Genomic DNA, 14,822 nt, shown 5'->3' with positions numbered 1-14,822 from the left:
CGCACCTCCATGGCAAAGAGTTCACAGGTATCTTGGCAGGCATGGGTGACGGTACAACGGCCACGGGAGGAGCGTCACGGCCATCACGGTGCGCGTGACGGACAATCGCGCTAGCTGAACTGTTCGCGGTACTGGGTGGGGGTCAGGCCGAGCTTTTCACTGAACAGAAAACGCATGTGCCGCACGCTGCCAAAGCCACTTTTATAAGCCACGGTCTTGAGCGGCAGGTCGCTGGTTTCCAGCAGGTTCCGGGCGCGGTCGATGCGCGCGCTTTGCAAAAACTCCATCGGCGTCATGTTCACCTCCCGGGCGAAGACCCTGGCGAAGTGCCGTGCACTCATGTTCACCAGACTGGCCATGCGCTCGATACTGAACGCCTCATCGAGGCGTTCGAGCACATGGTTCTGCACCCGGGTGATCGGCGTTTCCTGGGGGGCCACCGCCGCCATCAACGGACTGAACTGCGCCTGCCCGCCCTGGCGCTTCATCACCACCAGCAGCACTTTGGCGACGTCCTGGGCGACTTTCTTGCCGTGGTCCTGGGCAACCACCGCCAGCGCCAGGTCAATGCCTGCGGTGACACCGCCGGAGGTGATGAGGTCTCGATCCTGTACGAAAATCTGATCGGTCTCCACGGTGGCTTTGGGAAAGCCTTTGATCAGCCGTTCGGTGTAATGCCAGTGAGTGGTCACGCGATAGCCGTCCAGCAACCCGGCATGCCCGAGCACGAACGCACCGGTGCAGATCGAACCATACCGGTTTGCCCGGGTGACGGCGCCCTTGAGCCAGCCGAGCAGCGGCGGATGCCTTTCGTTGTAGGCCCCCGGCCCGCCCGGCACCAGCAACAAATCGTAGTGCTCGTTCGCCTGATCGATGTGCAGATCGGCCTGGACGCTGACGCCGTTGGAGGCCCGCAACGCGCCATGCTCGGTGCCGATGGTCGCCAGCTCGTAACGGTCGCTTGGTGCCAGATAACGATTGGCGATGGAAAACACCTCCATGGGACCGGCCATGTCGAGCAGAAGAAAGTCGGGGAACAACACCATTGCCACTGTTTTCATGGATTCAAAGTCACTAAAGGAGAACTGTTTAATACCATTGGCCGAACACCAAATCCTTGTGGGAGCGAGCCCGGCATTATGGCCAACTGTAACAATAAGAATACATGAACCCCACCCCACCACTGTCAACCCTAAAGAGACAGTATTTCAATTTTCATATACTTATTGCACTAGCCGGTAAACATTAACCTTCTCCTCACTCGGACGAATTCACGTCCTGACAGGAGATTCATCATGCTGACCCTTCGTAAAGCTTCGGATCGCGGCGCGGCCAATCACGGTTGGTTGAAGTCGTTCCATACCTTCTCCTTCGCCAATTACCGCAACCCGCGGGAGCAGGGTTTTTCCGACCTGCTGGTGATCAACGACGACCGCGTGGCGGCCGGCAAAGGCTTTGGCCAGCACCCGCACCGCGACATGGAGATTTTTTCCTATGTGCTCGAAGGTGCGCTGGAACACAAGGACACCTTGGGCACCGGCTCGGTGATCCGCCCCGGTGACGTGCAGTTGATGAGCGCCGGCAGCGGCGTTGCACACAGTGAATACAATCACTCCACAACACGCCCGGTGCACTTCCTGCAAATCTGGATCGTGCCGGACGTCAGCGGCGCCAAACCGCGCTACCAGCAAGAGCACTTCAGCCCGCAGAAAAAACGCGGACGCTTGCAACTGATCATCTCCCCTGACGGGGCCAACGGTTCGCTGAAAGTTCGACAGGATGCGCGGGTGTACGCCGGCCTGATCGACGGCAAGGAAAGCGCCACGCTGGAACTGGCCCCCGATCGCTACGCCTACGTGCATGTGGCGCGCGGCAGTGTTGAACTCAATGGCATACAGTTACAGGAAGGCGATGGTGTGCGGGTTCGCGAAGAACAGGTTCTGACCTTGAGCAACGGCGTGGATGCCGAGGTGCTGGTGTTTGATTTGCGGCCGCAAGAGTTGCCGGAAATGCCTTGAAACCCCATACCTTGTGGCGAGGGGGCAGCCCCCTCGCCACATTCCCGGAACAGACTCATGAAGCCTCAAACTACCGATAACCACGAGCCTGCACGTTGAACAACTGCGCATAACGCCCGCCCGCCGCGACCAGGCTGTCGTGATCGCCTCGCTCAAGGATCGACCCCTGATCCAGCACGATGATGTGGTCGGCATTGCGCACGCTGGAGAACCGGTGAGAAATCAGCAACGTCATGCGGCCTTCGGTGTGTTGACTGAAATGCTCGAACACCGCCGCTTCCGCCGCCGGGTCCAGGGCCGAGGTGGGCTCATCCAGAATCAAAATATCGGCGTCGCGGCGCATGTAGGCGCGAGACAAGGCGATCTTTTGCCATTGCCCACCGGACAGCTCCTGCCCACCGGCAAACCACCGGCCCAATTGCGTGGCGTAACCGCGATCCAGACGCTCTATAAAGGGCGCGGCCATGCCCTCGGCGGCCGCTAGCTGCCAACGCGCTTCATCGCGGAACGCCAGGGTATCGCCCACGCCGATGTTCTCGCCCACCGATAATTGGTAGCGAATGTAGTCCTGAAAAATCACGCCGATGCGCCGTCTCAGCACCTCTTCGTCCCAAGACTGCAAATCGCTGCCGTCCAGCAAAATACGGCCCTGATCGGGACGATACAGCCGAGTCAGCAACTTGATCAGCGTGGTTTTGCCCGAACCGTTTTCCCCCACCAGCGCAACGCTGTGCCCGGGCATCAGGTGCAGATCGATGCCAAGCAAAGCGTCGCGGCTCGCCCCCGGATAACGGAAACCGACATTCTCGAAACGTAAACCATCGCCGGGCACCGCACCCATGGTAAGGCTTCCGTTATCGGCAATAACGGGCTCGGCCAAATACTCGTAGAGGCTCGACAGGTAAAGACCATCCTCGTAAAGGCCGCTGATTGCGCTCAAACTGCTGCTCACAGCGGCCTGCCCCTGCTTGAACAGCACCAGGTACATGGTCATTTGGCCGAGGGTGATATGGCCGTGAACGGTATCGACCACGACCCAGGCATAGGCCACATAGAACGCAGCGGTACCCAGCAATCCCAGCACAAAACCCCAGCCATCGCGACGCAGCGTCAGGCGCCGGTCTTCGGCGTACAGACGCGCAAACGTGTCCCGATAACGCTTCAACAGCAGCGGCGCGAAGCCGAACAGCTTCACCTCTTTGATGTAGCCCTCATGGGAGAGCAGCGTCTCGATGTAATTCTGCTGCCGACTCTCCGGCGCCCGGCGCGTGAACAGGCGAAAGGCATCCCCGGAGAAGTGCGCTTCGGCAAAGAACACCGGTAACGCCCCAACCACCAGCAACACCAGTGCCCACGGCGAAAAATGCACCAGCAACACACCAAAGCTGATCAACACGATCAGGTTCTGGATCAGCCCCAGCGACTTCATCACCAGCGCCAGCGGCCGGGTCGATGCCTCGCGCCGCACCCGTACCAGCTTGTCGTAGAACTCGGAATTCTCGAACTGCACCAACGATAACGTCTGGGCTTTCTCCAAAATCATCGTGTTGACCTTCTGCCCCAACTGCACCCGCAACAGCGATTGCTGAACCGACAATGCACGCTGTGTTCCGGATAGCAACGCAAGCACGCCTGCCTCAAACAGCACATACCGCACAACCGGCCATAACGGCGCACTGCCCTGCTGGGCGTGCAACTGCATGGCGGTGACAACGGCGTCGACAATCCGCTGCCCCAGCCAGGCCGCCAGCGCCGGCAGCACACCGGCGATGAGGGTCGCCAGTACCAGCCCCAGAAACAGCCCACGGGATGTTCCCCAGACCAGCAACAAGGCACGTCTCGCCTGGTCGAGCAAAGAGGCGAAGCGGGTCAGGACGGGCATAGGACGGTGGACTCGGTGGCAGATGTCAGAGGAGCGGCAGGTTCTACAGTACGTGGAATGAGCCATCCACTCTACGGGGACAGGACGCGATAAGGCCGGCCAGGCCAAAAGATAGAAGTCATGATGACCTACGAAACTCCGGCTCGCGACCATGTTCCAACGGGCTGCCATAACCTGATCATTCACACGCGTCTGCTGGTCGGGGACCAGGCAATCATGGGGTCGGACACCACACCTGATCGCCCCACCACTGGCATGAGCGGTTGTTCGGTTTCGTTGAATGTCGACAGTGTGGAGGAGGCAGAGCGGGTGTTTGCTGCATTGCCGGAAGGCGGCGGTATTCAAATGCCGCTGGTGGCGACGTTCTGGGCGGCACGTTTAGGGATGCTGGTCGATCGATTTGGTGTGGCGCGGATGGTTAATTGCGAAAAGGATCAGTAACCGGGATCCTCCCCGGTTAGTACATCGAATTTACTGGCGCTTTAATATCAACTTTTGGAATTTTTTTTCAATAGCTAAACAGAATAACTACACGTTCACAAATTCCCCCCTTGACATAAATATTACGAATATAATGCCAAACGACTCAATTAACATAGTCCTCCCTCTCATTCGCCCTAAAAAGAGGCGGTCGCGGTACTGATCGCCTCCCCAACGTGCACCTACATCACCCTAGAACACCGTGGAATATCCTTATAAATCAAATCCAATTTTCAAAAATGCGGACATCCGCACAGTTCATACGCAAGACTCCTCAGTTGTGCTTCGTTCTGCAGCCAGATGGGCAATTAGCCATCGGATCTGTGTTGCTCATAGAAAAGTCAACCTAAAGAGCCTAGTCCGACTGAAAGGGGCGTACCAACTAAGCCCGATATCACAAAACAAATGGGCTTAAGCCTCGGCATTTGCCTATGTCATTGAATCAGCTAAAACTACTGAGCATGGAGTGACGTGTATTCACGACGAGAAATGTTATAAAAAGTCAGATAACGTCAGTATTTTGTGTATTAAGATTGCAACGCCAGCACATATGAGTAATTTACATGATGAGCACTGAGAGCAAAATCGAAAATAGCCAGAGGGGTATTCTCGCTATTGGGCGCACTTGGCGCTCGACAGAGAAACTTCGACAATTATTTGTACCTAATCTCACACATGTTTATACATTAGATTATCCAAACCCGCCAAGCCTGGATATCGAAACGCAAACACTCGATACCGTACTGATCGATGTTGAAAGCCCCTCTATCCTTAATGACTGCCTGGCGCTGATCAAGAAGTTACGTACGAATCCGACAGAACTGGCCATTATCGTTGCAATCAACTATCGCTCTCCGCAAACCAAGGTTGAATGTTACTTGGCCGGAGCCGATCACTGCATCAATGTACCAAACGATCAGGATGAAAAAGCCAGGTTACTCTCAGAGTTGTTCGAAACTCCTGAATGGCAGCCCAGCGTCAAATTGACCCTGGACCAAACATGCCTGCATTTATACAACGATGAATACAAACTGGATCTGGCCTATCAGGAAATGAAAGCCCTGGATGCGCTTATTAACGCAGAAGGTAACATCCTGCACCATGACTGCATGGCCGAATCCATGGGTTTGAATATAAAACTCTACGACTCACGCGTCTTGGAGAAATCCATAAGCCGGCTTCGAAATAAAATCAAAAAACACTTTGGCATTAACATCATTCACAGTGTTCGCGGTTATGGCTATCGACTGCTTCGAGGGGTCGTATCAGTCAATCAGGCAAACTTTCACTCTTAAAGGGATTAAATAATGGAGCCCGGCAGGCAACCTATAGTGCACGAAAACTTCGCATTGGTATTCTTCAGGCAATCGATTCTGAAACGAAACGATGAACTGTTCGGCAGCGAAATTTACGCCAAGGCAACCAAACAGGAGGCACCTCTGAACAAGGGGTATCAGCAGCTGCATTCCGATCATCCACTGGCGACTTATTACGAAGTCCTGACTCGGATCCAATTGAATGCCCTCTCACAGATTGAGGCCATGCCTTCCCATTCCGCCCCGGCGCCAAACAAGCTGTTCGTGACCATGAATCAATATGCTTTATTGGATAAAGCGCTTATCAAGGAAATGAACGATGCTCAAGCGATACTCAAAAAGCATGAGCAACAGCTAATCCCCAGTATTAACAGCAATTCGCTCCTGTCGTTCAACCTGAAAGAAAAAAGAACCATTATCAATCACATCCACCTACTAAAAGACAATGGGATCGAGATCGCTTTCGATGGCTATGATTTAAGCGACGACAGCACCGAAAAACTGATCAGCCTGGCGCTGTTCGATTACATAAAAGTGGACCTGACCAAATCCAACTTCGACATCATGGTCGAAAACAGCCAGGACTTTTTCAACAGGTCTTATGACTGCCTGAGCGGCATGATCCATGACAGCAAGATCAAATTCGTGGCGGATCGGGTGGAGCACAAAGCACTACACACACTGGCTCGCAGCATGCCCTTCGACTTTTTTCAGGGGAGGTACTACTCGCCGACCGAGCTTATTTAAGTTTTGAAAAAACTTCACCAGACTAGGAAGGAACCTTATTGTGAATACTCCGAATAACAGCTTTCTGATTTTCACCCGCGACCAACTGGCACGACAAGCAATCGAGTCGCTTCTCGTGCAACGCCTGTATTTATCCTTTGAAATCGAGTCAGGTAAACTCAGCAGCGAACGCATCCGAAAGAGTCGATTCACGCACATCCTGCTCGACCAGGCGGACATATCGCTGAGCGATGTCAGTTTCATCCGTAAAAATCAAAAAGATGCGGAAATCATCCTCATAACCCCAAACTCTGAACCTTCGGAACTCCATCACTTTTCGCACTTCGGTGTGGATGGCTTTCTCAAGAAACCAGTGGCCGACGAAGAGTTCATCTCGGCAGTCAGTCGGGTTAAAGAGTCTCAGGGCAATCCTGATATCTGGTGGTTTAATGCTGACGATCGAACATTGGTCAAAGAAGATATCACTATTTCATTGACCGGTACCGAATCGTTAATGCTTACCCAACTGGTCCTCAGCGATCGACGGGTACTCAGCAAAAATGATCTTATTCTACGCATTGATAAAGACCCGGACCAATATAGCGGACTTGAAATGTGCCTGAGCCGGCTGCAGAAAAAGTTCAAGACTGCTGCTAATGGCGAACGACTGATCCGCTCGGTCAGAAACCGCGGTTACTGTTTGGCACAAAGGATAAGAGTCGCTTACTAGCGAGAGATCGCAAAAATAATAACAATAAACGCGATTCCCCGCCCCACCTGATATCCCCATACCCGTGACTTGCCTCTTGGCATTTGCACATCCTCACATATGCCATACCCCCCCGATGGCTCCGGCTTCGTTTCATCCCTCGCCGACCGACAAACGTTTATCGAATGCTGCAATTATATAGACGATTGAGCGATATCCTCCTAATTAAACAGCACGACTTTTTATAACAAAGCCTCTGAAAGAGTGGCCGTTATAATTCGTCAGACACACACAAAGATTTAGGTACTAGTATAAAAACCTGACACTGAGACAACCGTATCAGCTGACTTGAAAACAAAGCCAGGATGGCCAGCCATAAGCCCGCGTTATTCCCTTCTAATAATAAAAATAACTTCTGACTGAACCTCGTTCGCTCAGCCTTTGTGCGTGGCTGCCATTTATTAACCGTCGACTGATACACAATGTGGCGCAGGCCCGAGGGACACCGCGATGGTACATAATCGTATTAATCGAAACAGCATATCCAAAGGACTGACCTTCTGGGGGCAATGGATAATTGCCATCACTTCGGTCAACACGCTGTTATTTGCTCTGGCGCTCTATCAGACAGGAGAAATAGAAGCTCATTATCGTGTGTTGGCGGTGCTTACTCTCTTGGGTTCCGTCCCCTCCTACTCCCTGCTGCTGGTTTATCACAAGCAGCATGGTTACCTCACCGGCCTGGGTCGACTGCTGCTGGGGTGGCTGCTGACGCTGACCGGACTGACCAGCATCGGCTTTATCAGCAAAACCAGCGAGTTGTTCTCCCGGGAGATCATCCTGGTCTGGGCTGTGGCCGGTTATTGCGTACAGGCCTTGCTGTACCTGCCTTTGCACAGTTTTTCCAGGCATTACCATCGGCAATTGCATAGCCAAAACAACACCCTGATTATCGGCACCGACCAACTGGCGGTGAATCTGGCAGACAAACTGGCCAAAACTGAATATCCGCCGCTGGTCGGCCTGATCAGCTCAAAACCCAACGAACTGTCTACCAACGTCAATGCCCACAGAATCGTGGGTCAGTTGCAGGAACTGCGCGAGCTGATCCGGGTGCATGATGTCCGGCGGTTGTACATCGCACTGCCCTTGAGCGAAGCCAAACAGGTCGAAGCGCTGTACATCGACCTTCTCGACTCGAATGTCGATGTGGTCTGGGTTCCCGACCTGGGCAGCATGACGTTGCTCAATCATTCCGTCAGCGAACTGGATGGCCTGCCCGCCATCCACCTCAATGAAAGCCCGCTGACCAGTTACCCGACAGCGGCGCTGAGCAAAACAATGCTGGACAGAAGCCTCGCCGCCCTGGCGCTGATCGGCTTCAGTCCGCTGCTTCTGATAATCGCCGTCGCGGTGAAGATCTCCTCCCCAGGCCCGATTATCTTCAAACAGGAGCGCCATGGCTGGAACGGCAAGATCATCAAGGTCTGGAAGTTCCGCTCCATGCGCCTGCACGACGACCATCAGGTACGCCAAGCCGGTCGTGAAGACCCGCGCATTACTCCGGTCGGCCGTTTCATACGACGCACCTCCATTGATGAGTTGCCGCAGTTCTTCAACGTGCTGCAAGGCCATATGGCGCTGGTCGGGCCGCGGCCCCATGCGATCGCCCATAACGACTACTACACCGGAAAGATTCAGGCTTACATGGCCCGCCATCGAATCAAACCGGGCATCACCGGGCTGGCCCAGATCAGCGGCTGCCGTGGCGAAACCGAGACCCTCGACAAGATGCAAAAGCGGGTGGAGATTGACCTCAACTACATCAACAACTGGTCGTTGTGGCTCGACATCAAGATCCTGATCAAGACCCCCTTCACGCTCTTTTCCAAGGACATTTATTAACCGCTGCGATGTTCACCCCCTTCTATTCTTCAGCGTATTGCTGACAAGGTTGTAGCCTGGGGTAGTCAGGTTTCTGACTGCCCCAATCATCCCGCCCCCACCGCCTCATATCCCATCCCACGTTGATCCCAATTGAACGGTCGGACGGAGCAATGCCAGTCAGTACGCAATTTCAGCCGTGACGCACTCCTTGTAGCAGCCTTCGGCAGCTGCTACAGATTTGCGACTTGGCTGACTGACATGAGTGGGGATGGATGCTCAATGCGTCGAGCAGGTCGAGCAAGTCGACCGTACTCGCGCCATTGGCAAGAGAGGTGTTGCTGGAGGGGGATAGAGAGAGGATCTGCGGCTGCAACATGCCGGCAGGCTGATTGGTATTTCGTGCCTTTTCAGCGCACCCAGTACCTTGAAATCAATAACCCCATCAACACGCCAATACTATTTGCCAACATGTCGTAGGGCGAAGCCGTGCGCAGCGGCATCAAACCTTGCACGGCCTCGATGAGTACGCCAATGACCAAACACCCCACGGCGATCCAGCGAAATTTCACATTGGGAAAGGCCAGGCGGCAGCTGCACGCAAATACCAGAAAGCCGATCCAATGATGGAGTTTGTCCTCTTCGACGAACAGCTCCGGGATCGGCTGAGAGCGCAAACCCGCGAACAGCAGAATCAAGGTCACCGAGGCAAAGACCAGGCCCCGGAACCAGAACGGCAACTCGACCAAGCCTTTGAGCCACGTAATCATTCAGTAATTTTCTCGAAGTTGTTGTAGAACAGGTCGCTATCACGTCCGTCGGTCATGGTCTGCAGCGAGTAGGCGCGACTCAGGCGTGCACCGCCATCGCGTGTCAGTGGCGCCCAGACGATGTTGGCCCGACGCATGGTGGAGGTACTCATCAACTCGTCGAACGGGATGGAAACATAGATCCCTTTGTCGAAGCTGCCCTCGCCATACTCCTCCTTCGACGCGCTGGTCAGAGTAACCCAGGCGCCAAACTTCACGCCGTTCTTGAACACCCGCGACAAGTCGACGGTGGTGCCCCAGTCCCGCGCCAGATAACGCCCGACGCTGACCGCTGCAAGCATGTCATTTGGCAGTTCAGTATAGCTGGTGACATGGCCCGTCACGGTCTGGTAGTCACGCAGGCCGAAGCCCTGATCATAGTCCCGCTGACGCACGAAGTTCAGGTCTGCGCCCACGGACCAGCGTTTCCCCGTGGGTCGATACAGCACTTCGCTGCCGACGCCGGCGAACATGGATTCCAGATAGCCGCCGTAGACCATCCCGTACCAATCCCGATCCAGCTGCGCCGCATGGTTGAATTGGAACGTCGGCATCATCACATCGGAGGTGGTCATGTATTGGCGCAGATCAGTGCGCACTCGCGGCAGCCCGCTCGGCGCATCATAGGTGAACTTGTCGTAGTTGTTCAGCAGGTTGACACTGAGCAAGCCGCTCCACCAGGTATTGCGGGTGAAGCGGTACTCCGCATCGGCATCGGCGGTGAACTGATAGATCAGTCCGTCGGGGCCGCCGATGTTCTGTTTGTAGCCCAGACCGAAGCCGTAGCTGAACGGTTCCAGCGCCTGGGTGTAGAGCGTGGTTTCCCGGTGCGCAGTCGCCGGATTGACCTCGGTCGTACGGTGCAGATCCTTCAGCGGCTGGTCGTTGTTCACGACCGCACGGAACGTTTCGCGCGGCACGCTGGTTTCCTCGATGGACATGTCATAACGCTGGTTCACCAGAGTGAACCAGTCGATGTCCTGATTGACGCTGTTATCGAGAATCCGGCTGGCTCGCCCGACGGCTTTGGACGGATAAAAATAGCGAGACTGCTCGCCATACACCATCAACTCCGAACCGCGCTGGGTGATGCGTTTCACCTTGTAGCCGGCATTTTGCTGCAGCCGGTTGGAGACATCAGCCCAGTTGACCTGGTCAGTCGGGGTCGACGGCTCCTGCGCCGGCAACGGCTCGGCGGGAGGGTCGTACGTCTTGACCGGCGCCTTGCGGCTGACAAAGTTGGTGTGCAGGGTGATGCCGAACATCGCCGTATTGCCACGCTCCCAGCCTGCACTCAGATCAACACTGTCCGCGAGCTTGTAGACCACGCCGATGTTGATCGGCAGGTCTTGCTTGATCGAGTTGTCCAGTGGCTCATTCTTGTAATCGTTGCCCTCGTACTCGATCTTCAGGCTTAGCGGTGCCCATGGCGTTTGGTAGGCAACCCCGCCAAACAACGAAGGGTGGCCTCTGAAATACGCATTGGTGTTCACGTCCCCTGCCCTGGCGATAGCCGCCGTGCTCTCTGGCCGGTCGTTGAACTTGCTGCCGAAGACCGCCAGCGGGTTGCTGAAATCCCCTCGATTACCCAGATAGCCCCAGGCAATACCGAGGCTGAAATCCAGGTCGCCATAACGCTTGTTGGCAACGAAATACTCGCTGGAAAACAACCCGGTACCGCCAATATCCCGTGCACCGACGGCGACCTGCGGTGCCCAGTGACTTTCCTCCCAAAGCCGCGCCTTGATGTCGATGGCCTTGTCTTTGAAGCTCTGATCGCCGCTCAACTCTTCGGTGCCGTACCTGCGGTTGGTGATCGCGGTGTAACGAAACGAGCCTTCTAGCCAATCGAATGGTTGCAGGGAAAAACTATAGCGGGTGTAGGGATCGGTACGACTGGCCGTGGCGCTCAACTCCCCCGCGGGGGCCATGCGCGCGGTGGGCGTTTGTAACAGACCGACGCCACCAAAATCATTCTGGGTATAGCGTGGTTCACCGTGAACCATTGCGCTGGGCAGGAGCAATACAGCAGCAAAACGTAACGTCAACGGGCACTTCAAGGGGCCACCTCAGCCAAGGGTTGAGTGGCAAGAAACTCGGCCAGTTGTTGATTGAGCTCTGGGGTCGGTGTCTCGAGGTCGTCGCTCCTGATCGGCACCAGGATCCTGCTGCCGGGGGCAGCTACGACGCCATCCTCGCGATTCCATGCCGCCACACCCACGCGCCTGACCTGGCCGTCGGGCTGGATCAGCCACAGGTAATCGCGCTCGGCGTCGTCGAGAATGGGGCAGTCCCGCACGTAGGTACGGACTTCCTGCAGGGCGCGATAAGGCACATGACAGGGCTGCGCAACTGCCCCGAGGATTTCCACGGTGGACGGCCGCGCGGGATAAACAAGACGGTCACCATCATCCAGCAACGCGTTGCGGGCGAAGCCCACTTCCACAGCGATCGGGTCGAGCACTGCAACCTGGCGCCCGGTGACCGGCAGTCGCTCGATCTGCTCATACAGGCGCGCACTCAAATCTGCTCGCGTACCCTTGCCATCCAGCAACGCACCCCGTTGCAGAAGTTTCAGATCAAACAAGACGCCTGCCTTCAAACGCGCTTGCTGATCCTCCAATGAGCGGTGCAGCCATGCAGCGCCCAGCCAGTAACTTTCGGGATTGGGTTGGGCGCCTCGAATGACGTCCATCAAACGTGCACCGGGTTTGACGTCGACGGGGCCGGGGGTGCGCACATCACCGCTGACTGTCACGGCGGCCTGACCCACGCCAGGCCCCAGCAAGAACAAGCCCAGCAACACAAGGTTCGAACACTTCACCGGGCGGCCCCCCGATCAGGGCGTACCTGCACGATTCTCAGGAAGAGCTGCGGCGTCAGGTGCTGCTCGCTACGCAAGATGAAACCGTCCTGGGGGTCGACCCAGTAGCGGTTGGTAGCGCGAAAATTCAGGGTGGGTACATCCACCTGCTCGTCGATGCGTAGCAAGGCGTAATCCTTGTCCAGAATGCGGATGGTCTCGATGTCGTGGAGGCTGAAACGGCTGTTGACGGCGATACCGATGCGGTTGCCGTCGTAGATGTCGATCCAGCGCGTGCTGGTATAGCCGTTGGGTAAATGCTGAAGGCCGCGTTTGAACGGCGACTCATCATTGAAGCGAGTGCCATCCAGAGAAACGCCCAGCCCGACGGTGCGCACTACCAGACCGTCGCGCATCATCAGCACTTGCTTGCCGGAAGCGACCCAGAACTGCAGGTCGCCCCGCCGGCGAGCCATGGCCATCACCCCCTCGCTGGAGGTAGTGGTGACCAGGATCTGCGGATACGGCACGGCGTCGACCTGAGCGCGGGTCAAGTTGATGGAGGCCGGTCCTGTGACGGAGGATTCGAGGGTGTCCCAGGAGGCCCTCATCAACGGGTTACACCCGCACAGCAAGAGCGCCATCGTCAGACCGGCGCAGGTAGGCAAAATTTTCACGGGGGGATAGAGCCTTATCTGCTGTTGGCTTCGCTGAGATCGTTAACTGAGCTGGCACCGGTCCCGAGGACACTGGCGGTAGGCAGAAGCTGGCTGATCAGACGGTTCCAGCGCGTTACGCCCGCCGGGCCGACATAGACGATGTCTTGCGGTTGCAAGTCGAAACGTGTGGCCAGCACCAGGGCCGAAGGGGATTCAGCATCGAGCTGGTAGACCTTAGCCGGTTCGGTCTCCAGATTTTCCGCGCCGCGAATCACGTACACCGCGTTGCCATTGGAGGTGGTCTGGTTCAAGCCCCCCACAGTGCCCAGAGCATCGGTGAGGTTCATCGATTTGCTTTTGAAGCTCAGCGCGCGGGGCTGGTTGACTTCACCCATGACGTAGATTCGCTTCAGGTCATTGTAGGGCAGGTAAAGTCGGTCGCCGCCCTTGAGGTAGACGCCCTGCAGCTGTGAGTCCTGGCGATTGAGCGTGTCCAGATCCAGCCTGTACTCGCGCCCGTCGCGGGTCAGCGTCAGGCCTGACAGGTCTGCATTCATCGGGTCCACACCGGCCGCGCCAATGGCCTCGACCACACTCAACGGGGTGGTGGTGATCGGCTGCTGGCCGGCTTTGAGCACCGCACCGGAAATCACCACCGTCTGGCTGGCGAAGCGCAATACGCTAACGTCGACCTGCGGGCTTTCGACAAATTGCGACAAGCGCTCGGCGATATAGGCTCGCAACTCTTCGATGGTTTTACCGGCGGCCGGAATATTACCGATGTAGGGATAAAACAGCGTCCCGTCCGGACGTACCAGACGACCGTTGGCATCGAGTTGCTGTTGCGGCCCGGAAGGCGCCGTCAACTCGGGGTGATCCCAGACCGTGATAAACAACAGGTCATTGGCGCCCACGCGATAACCGCCTGGAACATAGGACAACAGCGCAGAGGGGACCGATTCCCGAACCTGTGTGGCGGCATCCATGGCAATCAATTTAGGGGTGATGGGAATAAGTTCCACCCGGCTACTCTCCGGAGAGCCGTCACTCACCATTTGACTGGTGTCCATGTGTTGACCAGGCGAAAACATACAGCCGGACAAGCTGATACTTGCCAGCATAACAACAGAAAACCTACGGATCATAATGGCACTACGCTAGTCGAGGGCAAGTCTAAAACAAGATCACCCAGAAAGTTCTGAGTGATCTTGTACAACACACTTCGCGGGGTATTAGTTGGTACCAGTAGTACCACCCGTACCGGTGGTGCCGCCCGTTCCAGAGGTACCGCCATTGGAACTGCCCCCAGAGTTTGAAGCGGCCACAGCAGCGCCGACAATAGCCGCGCCGACAACCACGGTTTCGGCGACAGTCACACCCCCGACCAGCGGGGTGTTCAACGACAGAGGCTCGCTTGCGCTCGCCGCATCGCTCACCGGTTCATCCGCTGCCAACGCTGCGGTACTCATGACAGCCAGCAAGCCGGCCGTAAGTAGTTTCTTCATATCAGACTCCTTCTCGACATCAACTCTCTAT

13 protein-coding genes and 1 pseudogene are annotated in these 14,822 nt (G+C 56.1%); 6 read left to right on the top strand and 8 right to left on the bottom strand.

Annotated elements, in window-relative coordinates; genetic code table 11:
• Positions 1 to 110: 110 nt before the first annotated feature.
• On the bottom strand, positions 111 to 1,061 hold the full coding sequence (locus PSH97_RS10870) for a GlxA family transcriptional regulator (RefSeq protein WP_305449167.1): 951 nt from the start codon (positions 1,059 to 1,061) through the stop codon (positions 111 to 113).
• Positions 1,062 to 1,295: 234 nt separating this feature from the next.
• Here PSH97_RS10870 and PSH97_RS10865 point away from each other — a divergent pair, with 234 nt between their 5' ends.
• The gene (locus PSH97_RS10865; RefSeq protein WP_305449166.1) at positions 1,296 to 2,018 is read left to right on the top strand and encodes a pirin family protein; all 723 of its coding nucleotides are present in this window, start codon (positions 1,296 to 1,298) and stop codon (positions 2,016 to 2,018) included.
• Positions 2,019 to 2,088: 70 nt separating this feature from the next.
• Here the strand turns inward: PSH97_RS10865 and PSH97_RS10860 are convergent, their stop codons facing one another.
• Positions 2,089 to 3,900: an ABC transporter ATP-binding protein gene (locus tag PSH97_RS10860; RefSeq protein WP_305449165.1), complete on the bottom strand. Its 1,812-nt coding sequence runs from the start codon at positions 3,898 to 3,900 to the stop codon at positions 2,089 to 2,091.
• 108 nt (positions 3,901 to 4,008) lie between these two features.
• Here PSH97_RS10860 and PSH97_RS10855 point away from each other — a divergent pair.
• From PSH97_RS10855 to PSH97_RS10835, 5 genes and pseudogenes are all read left to right on the top strand, one after another.
• Positions 4,009 to 4,341 (top strand): annotated as a pseudogene (locus tag PSH97_RS10855) (VOC family protein); the annotation flags it as partial.
• Positions 4,342 to 4,943: 602 nt separating this feature from the next.
• A complete protein-coding gene (locus PSH97_RS10850; RefSeq protein ID WP_305449164.1) occupies positions 4,944 to 5,675 on the top strand; it encodes a winged helix-turn-helix domain-containing protein in 732 nt (243 codons plus the stop codon).
• A gap of 12 nt (positions 5,676 to 5,687) precedes the next feature.
• The gene (locus PSH97_RS10845) at positions 5,688 to 6,443 is read left to right on the top strand and encodes an EAL domain-containing protein (RefSeq protein ID WP_305449163.1); all 756 of its coding nucleotides are present in this window, start codon (positions 5,688 to 5,690) and stop codon (positions 6,441 to 6,443) included.
• Between the two features lie 40 nt (positions 6,444 to 6,483).
• Complete coding sequence (locus PSH97_RS10840) at positions 6,484 to 7,152, top strand: winged helix-turn-helix domain-containing protein (protein ID WP_305449162.1); 669 nt, start codon at positions 6,484 to 6,486, stop codon at positions 7,150 to 7,152.
• 489 nt (positions 7,153 to 7,641) lie between these two features.
• A complete protein-coding gene (locus tag PSH97_RS10835; protein ID WP_305449161.1) occupies positions 7,642 to 9,036 on the top strand; it encodes an undecaprenyl-phosphate glucose phosphotransferase in 1,395 nt (464 codons plus the stop codon).
• A gap of 389 nt (positions 9,037 to 9,425) precedes the next feature.
• Here PSH97_RS10835 and PSH97_RS10830 read toward each other — a convergent pair whose 3' ends face one another.
• The 6 genes from PSH97_RS10830 to PSH97_RS10805 all read right to left on the bottom strand — a co-directional run bounded on the left by PSH97_RS10830 (position 9,426) and on the right by PSH97_RS10805 (position 14,791).
• A complete protein-coding gene (locus PSH97_RS10830) occupies positions 9,426 to 9,785 on the bottom strand; it encodes a VanZ family protein (protein ID WP_305449160.1) in 360 nt (119 codons plus the stop codon).
• Positions 9,782 to 11,872 carry a YjbH domain-containing protein gene (locus tag PSH97_RS10825; RefSeq protein ID WP_305449159.1) on the bottom strand — a complete coding sequence of 697 codons (2,091 nt, stop codon included), beginning with the start codon at positions 11,870 to 11,872 and terminating at the stop codon, positions 9,782 to 9,784. The genes PSH97_RS10830 and PSH97_RS10825 overlap by 4 nt, the downstream gene beginning before the upstream one ends.
• 8 nt (positions 11,873 to 11,880) lie before the next feature.
• Positions 11,881 to 12,648 carry a capsule biosynthesis GfcC family protein gene (locus PSH97_RS10820; RefSeq protein WP_305449158.1) on the bottom strand — a complete coding sequence of 256 codons (768 nt, stop codon included), beginning with the start codon at positions 12,646 to 12,648 and terminating at the stop codon, positions 11,881 to 11,883.
• Positions 12,645 to 13,304, bottom strand: a complete 660-nt coding sequence (locus PSH97_RS10815) for a YjbF family lipoprotein (RefSeq protein ID WP_305449157.1) — start codon at positions 13,302 to 13,304, stop codon at positions 12,645 to 12,647. The genes PSH97_RS10820 and PSH97_RS10815 overlap by 4 nt, the downstream gene beginning before the upstream one ends.
• Before the next feature lie 14 nt (positions 13,305 to 13,318).
• Positions 13,319 to 14,431: a polysaccharide export protein gene (locus PSH97_RS10810; RefSeq protein ID WP_305449156.1), complete on the bottom strand. Its 1,113-nt coding sequence runs from the start codon at positions 14,429 to 14,431 to the stop codon at positions 13,319 to 13,321.
• A gap of 87 nt (positions 14,432 to 14,518) precedes the next feature.
• Positions 14,519 to 14,791: a hypothetical protein gene (locus tag PSH97_RS10805; RefSeq protein WP_305449155.1), complete on the bottom strand. Its 273-nt coding sequence runs from the start codon at positions 14,789 to 14,791 to the stop codon at positions 14,519 to 14,521.
• Positions 14,792 to 14,822 lie beyond the last annotated feature (31 nt).

Origin of the sequence: Pseudomonas cucumis, assembly GCF_030687935.1 — a bacterium.
Taxonomy (GTDB): domain Bacteria; phylum Pseudomonadota; class Gammaproteobacteria; order Pseudomonadales; family Pseudomonadaceae; genus Aquipseudomonas; species Aquipseudomonas cucumis.
This window is presented reverse-complemented; position numbering and strand designations above follow the sequence as displayed.

What these genes read in the sequence shown, in the direction of transcription:
- PSH97_RS10805 (WP_305449155.1), bottom strand. Translation starts at nt 14,791, where the DNA reads ATGAAGAAACTACTTACGGCCGGCTTGCTGGCTGTCATGAGTACCGCA.
- PSH97_RS10810 (WP_305449156.1), bottom strand. Translation starts at nt 14,431, where the DNA reads ATGATCCGTAGGTTTTCTGTTGTTATGCTGGCAAGTATCAGCTTGTCC.
- PSH97_RS10845 (WP_305449163.1), top strand. Translation starts at nt 5,688, where the DNA reads ATGGAGCCCGGCAGGCAACCTATAGTGCACGAAAACTTCGCATTGGTA.
- PSH97_RS10830 (WP_305449160.1), bottom strand. Translation starts at nt 9,785, where the DNA reads ATGATTACGTGGCTCAAAGGCTTGGTCGAGTTGCCGTTCTGGTTCCGG.
- PSH97_RS10865 (WP_305449166.1), top strand. Translation starts at nt 1,296, where the DNA reads ATGCTGACCCTTCGTAAAGCTTCGGATCGCGGCGCGGCCAATCACGGT.
- PSH97_RS10860 (WP_305449165.1), bottom strand. Translation starts at nt 3,900, where the DNA reads ATGCCCGTCCTGACCCGCTTCGCCTCTTTGCTCGACCAGGCGAGACGT.
- PSH97_RS10835 (WP_305449161.1), top strand. Translation starts at nt 7,642, where the DNA reads ATGGTACATAATCGTATTAATCGAAACAGCATATCCAAAGGACTGACC.
- PSH97_RS10850 (WP_305449164.1), top strand. Translation starts at nt 4,944, where the DNA reads ATGATGAGCACTGAGAGCAAAATCGAAAATAGCCAGAGGGGTATTCTC.
- PSH97_RS10870 (WP_305449167.1), bottom strand. Translation starts at nt 1,061, where the DNA reads ATGAAAACAGTGGCAATGGTGTTGTTCCCCGACTTTCTTCTGCTCGAC.